Genomic DNA, 15,897 nt, shown 5'->3' on the forward strand with positions numbered 1-15,897 from the left:
CTCCTTGATACCAGGTGTGGATGAAGCGGATTCGGGGTCGCCGTGCCGCTTCCGTTCTATTGAATGGATCGCCGAGGTTGGCTCAACCGATCGTCATCAAATTCGCATTGCCGCCTGCCGCCGCGGTGTTCACGCTGACCGAGCGCTCGGTGAGCAGACGCTCGAGCGCATAGTCCTCGTCGCCGCTCGCGAGCGCTCGGGCCGCGACGCCTTGCACCGACACGATCGGCCCCGGCCGCTTCGCGACTTCCTTCACGAGCGCGAGCAGTTCGTCGCTGTCGCCTTCGAATAGCACGGCGTCGAACGGCGCATCGGCGCTCTTCTTCACGCTCGCGTGCGCCTTCAGCGACGCGGGCAGCTGCGAGACCAGCTGTTCACCGGCCGCGCCCTCAAACAACGCACGATTTCCCGTAGCCAGCGCCGCGGCGAACTGCACGCGCGCGCCGCTCGCCGTCGACGCGATACACAACACCGTGCCGCGGGGACCCAGCGTATACGTATTGCGCTCGCCGGTCGGCCCCGACAGTACCGCGGTTGCGCCCGCCGGCACATGCGTCAGATAGCCATCGCAACGCGCGGCGAGCTGCGGCTCGCGCTCGGCGATCAGCCAGTCGCGCAATGCGGTCAGCGCGGCCGCCGGATTGTCGCCGTTTTCCGCCGTCTGCGGTACTTCGACCACCAGAGCCTGCGCGAGCGACGTCGGCAAACCCGCCGGCCGCGTCGCCAGTAGACGCTGTAGATACAGCGCGCCACCGGCCTTCGGCCCCGTGCCCGACAGCCCTTCGCCGCCGAACGGCTGCACCCCGACCACCGCACCGATCACGTTGCGGTTCACGTAGATGTTGCCCACGTGCGCGCGGCTGATCACGTGCGCGATCGTTTCGTCGATGCGCGTATGGATGCCGAGCGTCAAACCGTAACCCGTCGCGCGAATCTGTTCGAGCAGCTTGTCGAGCTGGCTGCGGCGATAGCGCACCACGTGCAGCACCGGGCCGAACACTTCGCGCTTCAGCTCGTCGATGCTGTCCAGCTCGATCAGCGTCGGCGGCACGAAGGTGCCTTGCGTCGCGCCGTCCCGCAGCGGCAGTTGTTCAACCTTACGGCCCTTGTCGCGCATCGCCGCGATGTGGGCGTCGATGCCGCGCTTGGCGTCGAGGTCGATCACCGGGCCGACGTCGGTCGACAGCCGGTCCGGGTTGCCGAGCGCGAGCTCACGCATCGCGCCCGTCAGCATCTCGAGCGTGCGGTCCGCGACATCGTCCTGCAAACAAAGAACGCGCAACGCCGAACACCGTTGACCGGCGGAGTCGAATGACGATTGCAGCACGTCGGCGACGACTTGCTCGGCCAGCGCCGACGAGTCGACGATCATCGCATTCTGGCCACCGGTTTCGGCGATCAGCGGAATCGGCTTGCCATCCGGATCGAGTCGGCCGGACAGCGTCTTGTTGATCAGGCGCGCGACTTCGGTCGAGCCGGTGAACATCACCGCACGCGTGCGCGGATCGGCGACCAGCGCGGCGCCGACCGTCTCGCCATTGCCCGGCAGCAGCTGCACCGCGCCCGCCGGCACGCCCGCTTCGCGCAGAATCCGCACCGCCTGTGCGGCGATCAGCGGCGTCTGCTCGGCCGGTTTTGCGAGCACCGTGTTGCCGGCCGCGAGCGCGGCGGCCACCTGGCCCATAAAAATCGCCAGCGGGAAATTCCACGGACTGATACAGACCACCGGACCGAGCGGCCGATGCGTGTCGTTCGAAAACTCGTTGCGGATCTGCGTCGAGTAATAGCGCAGGAAGTCGATCGCTTCGCGGATTTCCGAGACCGCGTTGGCGAGCGATTTGCCCGCTTCGCGCACCACGAGGCCCATCAGCGTGTGCATCTGCGCTTCGAGCAGATCGGCGGCGCGCGCGAGGCAATCGGCGCGCGCCTCGACCGGCGTCGCTTGCCAGATCGGCGCGGCGGCCACGGCATGGCCGAGCGCGGCGCTCACGTGTTCCGCCGTCGCCTCGACGACCGTGCCGACGAGATCACGCTGGTCGGCCGGGTTGCGCACGTCGCGCCCAGCGCCGAGCGCGATCTGGTCGTTTTCGAGCATCGGCGCGGCGCGCCACGGATGATGCGCGCTCGCGAGCAGCGCCGACGACAGCGACGCGAGCCGATGTTCGTTCGACAGATCGAGGCCCATCGAATTGAGCCGCTCGGCGCCGTACAGATTGCGCGGCAGCGGAATGCGCGCGTGCGGCGCGCCGAGCGGCACGATCTTCGACGCTTCCTCGACCGGATCCGCGACCAGCTCTTTGATCGCGACGGATTCGTCGGCGATGCGATTCACGAACGACGTGTTCGCGCCGTTCTCGAGCAGGCGGCGCACGAGGTACGCGAGCAGCGTCTCATGCGTGCCGACCGGCGCGTACACGCGGCACGGGCGGTTCAGCTTGTCGCGGCCGGTGACTTCCTCGTACAGCGGCTCGCCCATGCCGTGCAGGCACTGGAACTCGTACTGGCCGGGGTAGTAGTTGTTGCCCGCGAGGTGATAGATCGCCGCCAGCGTATGCGCGTTGTGCGTCGCGAACTGCGGATAGACGGCATCGGGCGCGCCGAGCAGTTTTTTCGCGCAGGCGAGGTACGACACGTCGGTGTAGATCTTGCGCGTATAGACCGGATAGCCTTCGAGGCCATCGACCTGCGCGCGTTTGATTTCGGTGTCCCAATACGCGCCCTTGACGAGCCGCACCATGACGCGGTGACGACTGCGGCGCGCCAGATCGATCAGATAGTCGATCACGAACGGGCAGCGCTTCTGGTACGCCTGCACGACGAAGCCGATACCATTCCAGCCTTGCAGTTCCGGATCGAAGCACAGCGCTTCGAGCAGATCGAGCGAGATTTCGAGGCGGTCGGCTTCCTCGGCGTCGATATTGAGGCCGATGTCGTAGCGGCGCGCGAGGATGGCGAGCGAGCGCACGCGCGGCAGCAACTCGCTCATCGTGCGTTCCTGCTGCGCGCGCGAGTAGCGCGGATGCAGCGCCGACAGCTTGATCGAGATGCCCGGGCCTTCGTAGATGCCGCGGCCGCCCGCGGCCTTGCCGATCGCGTGGATCGCCTGTTCGTACGACGCGTAGTAGCGCTGCGCATCGGCCTCGGTGGTGGCCGCTTCACCGAGCATGTCGTACGAATAGCGAAAACCGCGCGCCTCGTACTTGCGGCTGTTCGCCAGTGCTTCGGAGATGTTCTCGCCGGTCACGAACTGCTCGCCCATCAAGCGCATCGCCATGTCGACGCCCTTGCGGATCAGCGGCTCGCCGCCCTTGCCGATCAGGCGCGTGAGCGCCGACGACAAGCTCGTCTCGCTATTGGTCGTCACCAGCTTGCCCGTGATCATCAGGCCCCAGGTCGCCGCGTTGACGAACAGCGACGGCGCCTGACCGACGTGCGATTTCCAGTCGCCTTTGCTGATCTTGTCGCGAATCAGCGCGTCGCGGGTCGCGCGGTCGGGGATCCGCAGCAGCGCCTCGGCGAGGCACATCAGCGCAACGCCTTCCTGGCTCGACAGCGAAAATTCGTGGATCAGCCCTTCGACGCCGCCGCCCTTACTTTTCGAGCGTAGCGTCTCGACGAGCTTGCCGGCCATCGCCTGGACGTCGCCCGCGAGATTGGCCGGCAACCGCGCCTGGCCGAGCAGGAACGGCACGCACTCGGGTTCAGGGCGGCGATAGGCGGCGGTGATCGCCGCGCGCAACACCGACTGCGGTTGCACGTTCTGCGCGAATTCGAGAAACGGATGAGACGCGCCGTCTTCGTCGTTTTCGACCGCCGCGCCGTCGGCGAGGTCGGCCGTACCGGTCGCGCCCGACAGTTCGGCCGGCAACTGGCCGTGCTCGATCTTTTCGAGGTACGCGAAGATCGCCTGCTTGATCAACCAGTGCGGGGTGCGCTCGAGGCGGGTGGCGGCATCTTTGAGCCGGGAACGCAGGAGGTCGTCGACCTTGACGCCAAGGGTGGTGCTAGCCATGTTTCCTTCTTTGGTACCGGGCGCGAGCCTGGCGAAAGACTAAAAGTTGGGCGAATCGTACGCCTCCAAATAAAAAGGTGCAACCAAACCGTCGCAATGGTTGCACCCTGCGGGGAGCCTTGATGGGCAAGCGTTTCCGGCGGATGGCTGACAGCCGGACGGGCAGGTTTCCGATCGGTACTTTCCCTGGCGTGATTCTTTTTGAAATAAGCCTTATCAAACGACTTCGCGCGCCGATATACAGAAGCACGGCAACGGCCGGGCTGAAACGTCGGTTTCAGGGCACGCAGAAAAGATAAACGGGGTTCCCGAGGGTTGGTGTGATGGAAAAGTGGCTGGTAATACTGGGCATCTGGGCGATGTGCGCGGCCTGTGCAGTGTTTTTCATTCGAGGCGCGACCAGCGGCTCGAATCGGCGCGAAGAGGAGCACAACAGTGGGAGCGCGGCTTCGCGTGGATCGGCGGGCAATCCGCGAAGCGCGCTGAACGATTGAGTTCAGGAAAGCGTGCGCGACGACTCATGAAGCCGGATGCGCGCGTGGATGTGTGGACTTGCGACTGGATTGGCGCGGAGGACTGGCGCGCCGGCATTGCGCCTGTGGGTCGCTCTTCGGTCAGCGCGGTCCTGGCGGCGGCGCAACCGGCTCGAACCGCCCACAGACATCACCGGGCGATACGAGCTGATCGTGCAGACGACACAACCGGGTATCGGCGACGCTCGCGCCGAATCCAGAACTGAACGTGACGAGCCCGGGGATACGCCGCTCGAGCGCATCCCGTTCGCTCATACGATGCCGGCATCCGGCGCAGCACGGCGCGCTGCTGCGCTCTAGCGGGCCGACGTATGCCGCCGCGGCGGCGCCCCGATCCGTCGCAATTTTCACTGGCGTTATCCGAGGCTGTTCCAGTACGACGCGAACAGGTGCGCGGACAGCGCGCATAGCCGATCGCGATATTGACCACCACGCCTGCGGTAAAAGCAAGGAACGGCTTCAGACCGGTCGCGGCAAGCGAGCGGAAGCGCGTCGTCAGACCGATGCTCAGAAAGCAGAAGGTAAACGCCCACGTGCGCAGCACCGTGATCGGCGCGACGAACTCGGGCGTGACGACCTTGCGGTAGTCGGCGAGCGAGTAATGGCTCGCGATCCACGTGACCAACGCCGACGCGATCACAAAACCGATCACGAACTTCGGGAAACGCGCCCAGATCTCACCGGCGTTCGCGCGCGCGGTGATGCCGCTATCCTGCGCTTCCCAGCGCGTCGTCGCGACGATTGCGAGCACGAACGCCCAGATGCCGATCCAGATGTCGCGGCCTACCACCTTCATCAACGTGAACGCCTGCAAAGACGCTTCCGGCGCGCCGGCGATCGCGCCGCCCGCGTGCCGCGCGAAATCGCCGTAGGCCTGGGCGGCGGCGATGCCGGCGGCGTCGGCGAACTCGGAGGTACCGATCCAGGCGCCGGCAACGGCTGTCGGCAGTCCGAGCGAGCGCGACACGAACGGCAGCACGAAGATCATCACGATCGCCCATAACACGACCAGCGTGATCGCCACCGACGCCTGCTCGCGCTTCGCCCGTACCGCGCCGGCAATCGCGATCGCCGCCGACACGCCGCACACCGCACCGCCCACACCGAGCACCGCGGCAAAGCGTCGATCGAGCCCGAACGCCCGCGCGACGAGGAAGATCACGAAGAAAGTGACCAACGACACGATGCTCGCCTGCACGACCGCGATCGGGCCGGCCCACACGAGCAGCGTGAACGGCAGCGTCGCGCCGAGCAGCACGATGCCGACCTTGATGTAAAACTCGACGCGCAGCCCCGCCGCGAGCCACGCCGGCAGCGTGAACAGGTTCGACACGAGCAGCCCGAGCGCGAGCGCGACGAGCGGTGGCTCGAGGTTGTACTTCGCTGCGTCGACCCACGCGCCGAGCGTCAGGATCAGCGCGGAAGCGACGAACACGACGACGAACGCGGCCAGGAACGCGCCGACGCGCTGCCTGAGCAGGGCGACACTGGCGCCGAACAGCAGCGCGAATGCCGAGAACAGCGCAATGTAGTTGGGCAGGTGCTTGCCGAGGTCCTGCCCGGCCTGCGCGAAGCTCGACCATTTGGCTGGCGCGACCGCGAGCCACTTGATGCTGCTGCCCGACGTGAACAGCGCCCACGCAATCATGATCACGAGGAGGCCGACGCCAGCGGCGAGCCAGTCTTCGGTCAGCGAAAAGCCGCTGCCCCGCCCGGTTTGCGTGTTTTCTGTGCCTTTGCGCTGATCCGGCGCGGCGCCCGCCGGCGCAGTGTGATGGGTGTCGCTCATTTGCAGATGCCCCGAGAACGTTGAGTGGCATCGGCGCGAGATGATTGTCGTTTAGCCCCTAAATGCGCCGATTTCGCGACTATAGGCGAGCGCTAGCGCGAAACGAAACGATCATTCGCTCTATGGATATGACGCAAAGAAGTATGGCGGGCGCACGCTGGCGCGCGGCGTCAGATGTCGAGCGGGTCGACCTCGAGACTCCAGCGCAGCACGCCCTTGAGCGAGCGCAACAGTGGCTGCCACGCGCGCAGCGTGGCCTGCAGCGCGGCGCGCGACGCGCTTTCGATCAGCAACTGCGCGCGGTGCACGTGCATCACCTTGACGATCGTGAGCGGCACCGCATCGTAGACCGTCACGCGCTCGGCGGCTGGAATCTGCGCAAGTTCGGCCGCGGCCTGCTGCAGAAACGCGAGCGCCGCTTCGAGTGTGCGGCCTTCGGCGCGCAGCAGCGCCTGATAGACGAACGGCGGCAGGTGCGCGTCGCGTCGCTCGGCGAGCGTCGCGTTGGCGAAGCCGACGTAGTCGTGGCGGCCCAGCGCGTGATAAAGCGCGTGACGCGGGTAGCGCGTTTGCACCAGCACTTCGCCCGGCAAACCGGCGCGCCCCGCGCGGCCGCTCACCTGCATCAGCTGCGCGAACAGGCGCTCGCTCGCGCGGAAATCATGTGAAAACAGTGCAGTATCGGCGTTGAGCACGCCAACCAGCGACACGCGCTGGAAATCGTGTCCCTTCGCGATCATCTGCGTGCCGACCAGAATATCGACCTCGCCCGCGTGCACGTCCGAGAACAGTGCCTGCGCGCTGCCCTTTCGGCGCGTGCTGTCGGCGTCGATACGCAGCACCCGGGCGCCCGGCACGGCGCTGCCAAGCGTTTCCTCGACCCGCTGCGTGCCGCGCCCGAGCGGCGCGATATCGACGTTGCCGCACTCCGGGCACGAACGAGGGATACGAGACTCCCAGCCGCAGTGATGGCAGCGCAGTGCGCGCTCGGGCTTGTGCAGCACTACGTAGGCGCTGCAGCGCGGACAGCCCGCCACCCAGCCGCAGGCGTCGCAGGCGAGTTGCGGCGCGTAGCCGCGACGGTTCAGGAACACGAGGCTCTGCTCGCCGCGTTCGAGCCGCGCCTTCATCGCGGCGATCAGCGGACCCGACAAGCCTTCGATCGACGCCCGCCCGCGCCGGCGCTCGTCCTCGAGATCGATGAGCCGCACGGTCGGTAATACGGCGTCGGCGACGGCCCGCCGCGAGAGCGTGAGCCGCTTGTAGCGCCCCTGGTCGGCCTGCCACCAGCTTTCGAGCGACGGCGTCGCCGAGCCGAGCACGACCGGCACGCCCAGCTGCTTCGCCCGATAAATCGCCAGGTCGCGCGCCGAATAGCGCAAGCCCTCCTGCTGCTTGTAAGCCGGATCGTGCTCCTCGTCGACGACGATGATCGCCAGCTGCGGCAGCGACGCGAGCACCGCGAGCCGCGTGCCGAGCACGATGCGCGCTCGGCCGGTGTGCGCGGCGAACCAGTTGCGGGCGCGCTCGCCTTCGGCGAGGCCGCTATGCAGCGTGACGATCGCGCTGACGTCGAGCGCGGCGAAGCGGGCGCGGAACGCCGCCTCGAACTGCGGCGTCAGGTTGATTTCCGGCACCAGCACGAGCGCTTGCGCGTCGGGCTTGGCGGCCAGAATCGCGGCGAGCGCGCGCAGGTACACCTCGGTCTTGCCACTGCCGGTCACGCCGTGAAGCAGGAACGCGGCGAAGCCGTCGGCGTCGCGGATCGCTTCGACGGCACTGGCCTGTTCGTCGGTGAGGGTCGGCAGGGCCGGCGCGGGCGCGTCCGGCAGCGACGCGGCGGCTGGCACCGCAGCGGCGTCGATCACCTCGAGCGTCACCCAACCTGCGGCCCGCCATGTGTCGAGTGTGGCCAGCGCCTTCGGGTGCAGCGCGCGGGCGTCGGCGGCGAGCAGGAAGTCGGCTTGCGCGAGTGCTTGTGCGAGCTTGGCGAGCGCCGTCGCGCGAGCCGGCAATGCGTCGGGCAACGCCGCACGGCCCTCCGACGTTAGCCGATAGCGTTCTTCCGGCGCGAACAGCCGCGACCAGCGCGACGCGTCGCGCAGCGCCTGCGGCAGCGCGGGCAGCGCCACTTCGCCGAGACCGCGTTGATAGTAGTCGGCGGCGAATGAGGCGAGTGCAAGCCAATGGGCCGACACGGGCGGACACGCCGTGCAGACGCTATGCACATCACGCAGACGCTCGGCCGGCACCTCGCTGTGAGCGGCCACTTCGCAGACGAGCCCCACGACGTGCCGCTTGCCGAACGGGACGCTGACGAGCGTGCCCACGACAGCCGCGTCGGATGCACCCCAGCGGTAGTCGAACAGGGTCGGCAGCGGATGGTCCAGCGCGACGCGGACGAACACTTCGCTCACTCGGCGTCGCGCAGCAGATGACGCGGCACGAGGCCAAGCCTCGGCGCGAGGTGGGGCGCGCGCGCCGCAGCGCGATCGAAGTTAAAGTAAAACCTTAATTTCACCGCTAAGTTTTGGATTCGACTGAACAATTGCACTCGACTCGCGGCCCTGTGGATAACTTTGTTGAGAACTTCGCTTGGGTTGGCCGCAAACGGCGTGGCAGCGGCCTTGTGTGGGATTCCGCACACTTCGCTGCGCTGCCCGCAAAGCCTTGCCCGACAAGGCTTAGATCAAATGCGCCGAGTGTGTGCAAGGGTCGGGGCACGATTAAAGCCTCTACCGCGCCGCAGCGTGCGATGTGTGCATAAGTCAAGTCTTGACATTCACAGGACCGCCATTTGACGGCCTCTTCGGCGATCTGTTGTCCTTAGGCCGAGAGCCCAATTCGCTGCAACGCAACAAAAAAAGGTAATGATTACCGCGTCATGCGGGCGTATGTGCACCGCTACGGATAGCGCGGCTGTGTCGATGGACTTCGTCGACCAGTTCGGCCACATGCTCCGGCGGCGTGAATTGCGAAATGCCGTGACCCAGATTGAAAACGTGGCCGGGATGATTGCCGAAGCTGTCGAGAACCGCGCGCGCTTCCATGCGGATCGCGGCTGGCGGCGCAAACAGCACCGACGGATCGATGTTGCCCTGGAGCGCCACCTTGCCGCCGACACGCTCGCGCGCCTTGCCGAGGTTCATGGTCCAGTCGAGGCCGACCGCGTCGACACCGCTAGCGGCGATGTCGTCGAGCCACAGCCCGCCGCCCTTCGTGAAGGCAATCACGGGCACTTTTTCGCCGTCGTGCTCGCGCTTCAGCTGACTGATCACCTGCTCGATGTAGCGCAGCGAAAAACGCTGGTAGATGCCATCGGCGAGCGCTCCGCCCCATGTGTCGAAAATCATCACCGCTTGCGCGCCGGCTTCGATCTGCGCGTTCAGGTACGCCGCGACGGAGCCCGCGTTGACCTCGAGGATCCGCTGCAGCAGATCCGGACGCGCGTACAGCATCGATTTGACCGTGCGAAAGTCCGCCGAACCGCCGCCTTCGACCATGTAGCAGGCGAGCGTCCACGGACTGCCCGAGAAGCCGATCAGGGGCACGCGCTGGCGGCCTTGCGCATCCTTCAGCGCCGAGCGGATTTCTCGCACGGCGTCGGTCACGTAGCGCAGTGTCGCGTCGATGTCGGGCACCGCGAGCCGCGCGACGTCGGCTTCGGTGCGCACCGGACTGGCAAATTTCGGCCCCTCACCGTTGACGAACTCGAGACCGAGGCCCATCGCGTCGGGCACGGTCAGGATGTCGGAGAACAGGATCGCGGCGTCGAGCGGATAGCGGTCGAGCGGCTGCAACGTCACTTCCGTCGCGAAAGCCGGGTTCTTCGCGAGGCCGAGGAAACTGCCGGCGCGGCCGCGCGTGGCGTTGTATTCCGGCAGATAGCGGCCAGCCTGGCGCATCAGCCAGATCGGCGTGTAATCGGTTGGCTGGCGCAGCAGCGCGCGCAGGAAAGTGTCGTTCAGGAGTTGATGGGCCACGTTGCGTGCGACTGAAGAGCCGAGGGCAAAAGAGCATTTTACCGGAGGTGGCTTCGGACATTGCGCGTGGTGGCGTAATCACGGCGGCGGCGGCACGTCCCGGGAAACGGGTGGGCGCAGCGCCGGTGCACCTGGACGACCGGCCGGCCCCCACTGCGCGCACGAGCCTGGGGCTCGCTGTCTCCCGCTGCCCGTGCCGCCCTGGCCGAACGGCCGATGTTCAAGCCCGCGCTGCCAAGCTACTATCCGACAGCCTCACCGACCAATTACATACACCACCAGGAGACTCGATGAAGAAGGCAACACTCGCAATGCTCGGCGCACTCGCCGGCGTCCTGATGCACGCCGGCGTCGCCAGCGCGCAAAACCCCGCGGCCGCGCCGTCCAGGCTAGACGACATCATCAGCCGCGGCACGCTACGAGCCTGCACGACCGGCGACTACAAGCCGTACTCGTTCTATAAGGGCGATGGCCACTTCGAGGGCATCGATATCGACATGGCGGAGTCGCTCGCGAAGTCGCTCGGCGTGAAAGTCGAGTTCGTCAAGACGTCGTGGTCCAATTTGATGAACGACTTCGTCGCGAAGTGCGACATCGGCATTGGTGGCGTGTCGCCGACGCTCGAGCGCCAGAAGCACGCGTTCTTCACGCAGGCGTACATGGTCGACGGCAAGACGCCGATCGTCCGTTGCGACGACGCGAACAAATATCAGACGGTCGCGCAGATCGATCAACCGTCTACGCGAGTGATCGTCAATCCGGGCGGAACTAACGAGAAGTTCGCGAAGCAATACTTCCCGCACGCGAATCTGACCGTTTATCCGGACAACGTGACGATTTTCAAGCAGATCCTCGCAGGCAAGGCGGACGTGATGGTGACGGATGCGTCGGAAACGCTGTTGCAGCAGAAGCTCAATCCCGGCTTATGCTCGGTGCATCCCGACAAGCCGTTTCAGTACGGCGAGAAGGCATGGCTGCTGCCGCGCGGCGACGTCGCGTTTCAGCAATACGTTGACCAGTGGCTGCACCTCGCACGAGCGACCGGCGAGTATCAGGCCATTGCGGATCAGTGGCTGAAGTAAGGCAGGCGTGGCGATGGCGGGCCGTCAGCTGTGGACTTGTTGCGACAAAGTGCGGGGCGGCCTGCGCAAGCTTGGGGACTGCGCGTCGGAGCAGCAGGGTCATGCGCGGCACTCATCGGCAATTACTACTTTGCGCCGCTTTGGGATTGGCAAAAAATCCCGCAGCGCCTTACCTGGCGGGCGTTACAACCTGAAACACTTTGTTACCGCGTTCATAGAGTTATTCGCCCACAATGCCCTCAAACGGTTTCAACACGGATGTGGCGGTGTGCATGGTGTGAGCGGATACGATGCACTTGCCGGTCGGCGCTTGCCGAAGCCCTGTGAAGGGGCATCCCTGTTGGGGCCGTAATCGACGTAGGGTCGTCGTGATTACCGTCCCATCTTTGGTCTCCTCGCGCTAACCCCGTAGCGTGTGGTTTTTAGCGGGCTCCAGGCCCGCTTTTTTTTCGTCTGCTCAAACGTTTGCGCGCCGCTACCGCGGCGTGATCACGCCGTCTTGTCTTCTCTGAGCTTCAACTCGCCGATCATCCGTTCGCGCATCACGAATTTTTGTACTTTGCCGGTCACGGTCATCGGTAGTTCGTCGACGAAGCGGATGTAACGCGGCACCTTGTAGTGCGCAATCTGTCCGCGGCAGAACTGCTGGATCTCCTCGGCCGTCGCCTGTTCGCCCGTCCGCAGCACAATCCACGCACATACTTCTTCGCCGTACCTGGCATCGGGCACGCCGAACACCTGCACGCTCTGGATCTTCGGGTGACGGAACAGAAACTCCTCGATCTCGCGCGGATAGATGTTTTCGCCGCCGCGAATCAGCATATCCTTCAGGCGGCCGACGATGTTGCAATAGCCTTGCGCGTCGAGCGTCGCCAGATCGCCCGTGTGCATCCAGCCATCGACAATGCTCTCGTGCGTTTTCGCCTCGTCGCCCCAATAACCGAGCATCACCGAGTAGCCGCGGGTGCATAGCTCGCCGGTTTCGCCGACGGGCACGATGTTGCCCAGCGGGTCGACGATTTTCACTTCAAGATGCGGCTGAATGCGCCCTACGGTCGTCGTGCGCTTGTCGAGCGGATCGGTGGTCGAGCTCTGGAATGACACTGGGCTGGTCTCCGTCATGCCGTAGGCGATCGTGATTTCGCTGAGGTGCATCTTCGAGACGACCTTCTTCATCGTCTCGATGGGACATGGCGAGCCCGCCATGATGCCGGTGCGCAGCCGCGAAAAGTCGTATGAGGCGAAGGCCGGATGGTCGAGCTCGGCGATGAACATGGTCGGTACGCCGTGCAGCGCGGTGCATTGTTCCTCCGCGGTCGCCGCCAGCGTCGCGGCTGGATCGAAGCCCTCGCCCGGAAACACCATGCTCGCGCCAACCGATACGCACGCGAGCACCGCCAGCACCATCCCGAAGCAGTGGTACAGCGGCACCGGAATGCACAAACGGTCCTGCTCGCTGAGCCGCATCGCCATCGCGATATAGCGCGCGTTGTTCACGACGTTGCGATGAGTCAGCGTCGCGCCCTTCGGATGGCCCGTCGTGCCGCTCGTGAACTGGATATTGATCGGCTCGCGGCACGATAGCGTCGCGCCGATCGCATCGAGCCGGGCGGCATCGAACGACGCACGCCCGCGCTCGATCACGTCGGAAAAGCTCAGCATGCCTGGCGTCTCCGTATCGCACATACGGATCACGTAGCGCAGCTCCGGCAGCCGTACGGCATGAAGCTCGCCCGGCGCCTGCGTGGCCAGTTCGGGCGCGAGCTCCTGCAGCATCTCGAGGTACATCGACGTCTTGAAGCGCTCGGCACTGATGATCGCCTTGCAACCCACCTTTTTCAGCGCATATTCGAGCTCAGCGAGCCGGTAGGCCGGGTTGATGTTGACGAGGATCGCGCCGATCCGCGCGGTCGCGAACTGCGTCAGCAGCCACTCGACGCGGTTCGGCGACCAGATGCCGACGCGGTCGCCCTTCGCGATACCGAGCGCTAGCAACCCGGACGCGAGTACATCCACTTCCTGCGCGAATTCGCTCCACGTCCAGCGGATGAGCTGCTCGCGAAACACGACGGCCGGCCGGTCGGGAAAGCGCGCGGCGGTGTCACGCAAAAACTCGCCGACGGTCGCTTCGCTCAACGGATTTTCAGTCGACCCGCGGACGTATGACAGTCCATCCGCCGGTTCGATCAGCGCACCTTCGCCCGAGCTATGCGTTGCCATGGTGTTGTCTCCGTGAGCGCAAGCGCGCTCGATTGAAATAAATTTTGAAATCGATTGTGCACCGGCGCGTATCCGCCTGGCATCAAGTCTTACCCGCACCGCGCGGGACCGCATCGCGCCGAGCTCGGCGAACCACATTGTCTGTTTTCCGATCTTGTGGATTCTGCCGACCTTTACGTAAACGTCAATCATGCATCAAAAAAAAGCAGCCGCTCGGGCTGCTTTCTTCTACTACTTACTGCTTTAGTGCTGGCCACGCAGCTTGCGCAGACGCTGGATTGCCGCGAGCTGCGCCGTCGCGTACGCGAGTTCCGCCTGTGCGGTCGCGTACTCGAGGTTCGAGCCCGTGTTCTGCAGCGCCTCTTCCGCACGCTTGCGCGCGTCTTCGGCCTTGGCTTCGTCGAGATCCTTACCGCGGATCGCGGTGTCGGCGAGAACCGTCACTGCGCCCGGCTGAACTTCGAGGATGCCACCGGCGACGAAGACAAACTCTTCTTCGCCGTTTTCGGTTTCGATGCGCACCGCACCCGGACGGATCCGCGTGATGAGCGGCGTATGGCCCGGCAGAATGCCGAGCTCACCTGCTTCGCCCGGCAGCGCGACGAATTTCGCCTGGCCCGAGAAGATTTGCTCTTCCGCACTGACGACGTCTACTTTGATGGTTGCCATATGTGTCGACTCCTGTCGACGAGAGCTAGCGCTTTAGTGCCGACTCCCGTCCCATGCAAGGCGCGTTAAGCGTAATAAGAGGCGCCGCCTTTTGCTCAACCCTGCCGATCTGGCAGAGATGCGCGAGGCCCGCGCCCGCTTCGTCACACCCGACCTTTACTGGATCTTCTTGGCCTTTTCGAAGGCCTCGTCGATCGTGCCGACCATGTAGAACGCCTGCTCCGGCAGGTGGTCGCACTCGCCTTCAACGATCATCTTGAAGCCACGGATCGTTTCCTTCAGCGGCACGTACTTGCCCGGCGAACCCGTGAACACTTCAGCGACGTGAAACGGCTGCGACAGGAAACGCTGGATCTTACGAGCGCGCGCGACGGCGAGCTTGTCTTCCGGCGCGAGTTCGTCCATGCCCAGAATCGCGATGATGTCGCGCAGTTCCTTGTAGCGCTGCAGCGTTTGTTGCACGCCGCGCGTGATCGAGTAGTGCTCTTCGCCGATCACGTTCGGGTCGATCTGACGCGAGGTCGAATCGAGCGGGTCCACCGCAGGGTAGATACCGAGCGAAGCGATGTCACGCGACAGCACGACGGTTGCGTCGAGGTGGCCGAAGGTCGTCGCAGGCGACGGGTCGGTCAAGTCGTCCGCAGGGACGTACACGGCCTGCACCGACGTGATCGAGCCAGTCTTGGTCGACGTAATACGCTCTTGCAGCTTACCCATTTCTTCAGCCAGCGTCGGCTGATAGCCCACTGCCGAAGGCATACGACCGAGCAGTGCCGACACTTCGGTACCGGCCAGCGTGAAACGGTAGATGTTGTCGACGAAGAACAGCACGTCGAGGCCTTCGTCGCGGAAATGTTCGGCCATCGTCAGGCCGGTCAGTGCGACGCGCAGACGGTTGCCCGGCGGCTCGTTCATCTGGCCGTACACCAGCGCGACCTTGTCGAGAACGTTTGAGTCCTTCATTTCATGATAGAAGTCGTTCCCTTCGCGGGTGCGCTCGCCCACACCGGCGAACACGGAGTAACCGCCGTGTTCCTTCGCGATGTTGTTGATCAGTTCCATCATGTTGACGGTCTTGCCCACGCCGGCGCCACCGAACAGACCGACCTTACCGCCCTTAGCGAACGGGCAGATCAGGTCGATAACCTTGATGCCGGTTTCGAGCAGCTCGGTCGACGGCGACAGTTCGTCGAACGCCGGAGCCTTCTGGTGGATCGCTCGTGTGGTTTCGCTCGAGATCGGGCCGGCTTCGTCGATCGGACGGCCCAGCACGTCCATGATACGGCCGAGGGTCGGCTTGCCGACCGGCACGCTGATCGGGTTGCCCGTATTCTTCACGATCGTGCCGCGGCGCAAACCGTCCGAAGCACCCAGACAGATGGTACGGACCACGCCGTCGCCCAGCTGTTGCTGGACTTCGAGCGTCAGCTCCGAACCTTCGAGAATGAGCGCGTCGTAAATCTTCGGCATGGTTTCACGCGGAAATTCCACGTCGATCACCGCGCCGATGCACTGTACGATCTTGCCTTCTACCAAAGCAGTAGTACTCATCGCTTTTCCTTTAGATACTCAATTCTTCACTCGCGCAAAGGCGCAGTTTCTCCGATGG

Annotated in this window: 8 protein-coding genes and 1 pseudogene; 1 reads left to right on the forward strand and 8 read right to left on the reverse strand. The window is 64.8% G+C overall.

Annotation, left to right across the window (positions count from 1 at the left end; translation table 11 throughout):
- Nucleotides 1-82: 82 nt before the first annotated feature.
- The 5 genes and pseudogenes from putA to hemE form a co-directional block, all read right to left on the reverse strand.
- Nucleotides 83-4,012 (reverse strand): trifunctional transcriptional regulator/proline dehydrogenase/L-glutamate gamma-semialdehyde dehydrogenase, encoded by a 3,930-nt coding sequence (gene putA / locus BJG93_RS16260; RefSeq protein WP_027199254.1) that lies wholly within the window; start codon nt 4,010-4,012, stop codon nt 83-85.
- 614 nt (nt 4,013-4,626) lie between these two features.
- Nucleotides 4,627-4,800 carry a hypothetical protein gene (locus tag BJG93_RS16265; protein WP_154671867.1) on the reverse strand — a complete coding sequence of 58 codons (174 nt, stop codon included), beginning with the start codon at nt 4,798-4,800 and terminating at the stop codon, nt 4,627-4,629.
- 101 nt (nt 4,801-4,901) lie between these two features.
- Nucleotides 4,902-6,334, reverse strand: a pseudogene (locus tag BJG93_RS16270) (YeiH family protein).
- Between the two features lie 170 nt (nt 6,335-6,504).
- Nucleotides 6,505-8,751 carry a primosomal protein N' gene (locus BJG93_RS16275; RefSeq protein ID WP_027199255.1) on the reverse strand — a complete coding sequence of 749 codons (2,247 nt, stop codon included), beginning with the start codon at nt 8,749-8,751 and terminating at the stop codon, nt 6,505-6,507.
- A 465-nt stretch (nt 8,752-9,216) separates the two neighbouring features.
- Nucleotides 9,217-10,317, reverse strand: a complete 1,101-nt coding sequence (gene hemE / locus BJG93_RS16280; RefSeq protein WP_027199256.1) for a uroporphyrinogen decarboxylase — start codon at nt 10,315-10,317, stop codon at nt 9,217-9,219.
- Nucleotides 10,318-10,607: 290 nt separating this feature from the next.
- Here hemE and BJG93_RS16285 point away from each other — a divergent pair, with 290 nt between their 5' ends.
- Nucleotides 10,608-11,399, forward strand: coding sequence for a transporter substrate-binding domain-containing protein (locus tag BJG93_RS16285; protein WP_027199257.1), 792 nt, complete (start codon nt 10,608-10,610; stop codon nt 11,397-11,399).
- A gap of 489 nt (nt 11,400-11,888) precedes the next feature.
- On the opposite strand, the gene BJG93_RS16290 is transcribed toward BJG93_RS16285, so the two are convergent.
- The 3 genes from BJG93_RS16290 to atpD all read right to left on the reverse strand — a co-directional run bounded on the left by BJG93_RS16290 (nt 11,889) and on the right by atpD (nt 15,839).
- Nucleotides 11,889-13,619, reverse strand: a complete 1,731-nt coding sequence (locus BJG93_RS16290; protein ID WP_027199258.1) for an AMP-binding protein — start codon at nt 13,617-13,619, stop codon at nt 11,889-11,891.
- Nucleotides 13,620-13,862: 243 nt separating this feature from the next.
- Nucleotides 13,863-14,288, reverse strand: a complete 426-nt coding sequence (locus BJG93_RS16295) for a F0F1 ATP synthase subunit epsilon (protein ID WP_027199259.1) — start codon at nt 14,286-14,288, stop codon at nt 13,863-13,865.
- A gap of 156 nt (nt 14,289-14,444) precedes the next feature.
- Nucleotides 14,445-15,839, reverse strand: a complete 1,395-nt coding sequence (gene atpD / locus BJG93_RS16300; RefSeq protein ID WP_027199260.1) for a F0F1 ATP synthase subunit beta — start codon at nt 15,837-15,839, stop codon at nt 14,445-14,447.
- Nucleotides 15,840-15,897: the final 58 nt, after the last annotated feature.

The organism is Paraburkholderia sprentiae WSM5005 (assembly GCF_001865575.2).
In the GTDB taxonomy this organism is placed as follows: Bacteria; Pseudomonadota; Gammaproteobacteria; order Burkholderiales; family Burkholderiaceae; genus Paraburkholderia; species Paraburkholderia sprentiae.

Coding starts and splice junctions, on each gene's coding strand:
- putA (WP_027199254.1), bottom strand. CDS start 4,012: ATGGCTAGCACCACCCTTGGCGTCAAGGTCGACGACCTCCTGCGTTCC.
- BJG93_RS16295 (WP_027199259.1), bottom strand. CDS start 14,288: ATGGCAACCATCAAAGTAGACGTCGTCAGTGCGGAAGAGCAAATCTTC.
- atpD (WP_027199260.1), bottom strand. CDS start 15,839: ATGAGTACTACTGCTTTGGTAGAAGGCAAGATCGTACAGTGCATCGGC.
- BJG93_RS16265 (WP_154671867.1), bottom strand. CDS start 4,800: ATGAGCGAACGGGATGCGCTCGAGCGGCGTATCCCCGGGCTCGTCACG.
- BJG93_RS16285 (WP_027199257.1), top strand. CDS start 10,608: ATGAAGAAGGCAACACTCGCAATGCTCGGCGCACTCGCCGGCGTCCTG.
- BJG93_RS16290 (WP_027199258.1), bottom strand. CDS start 13,619: ATGGCAACGCATAGCTCGGGCGAAGGTGCGCTGATCGAACCGGCGGAT.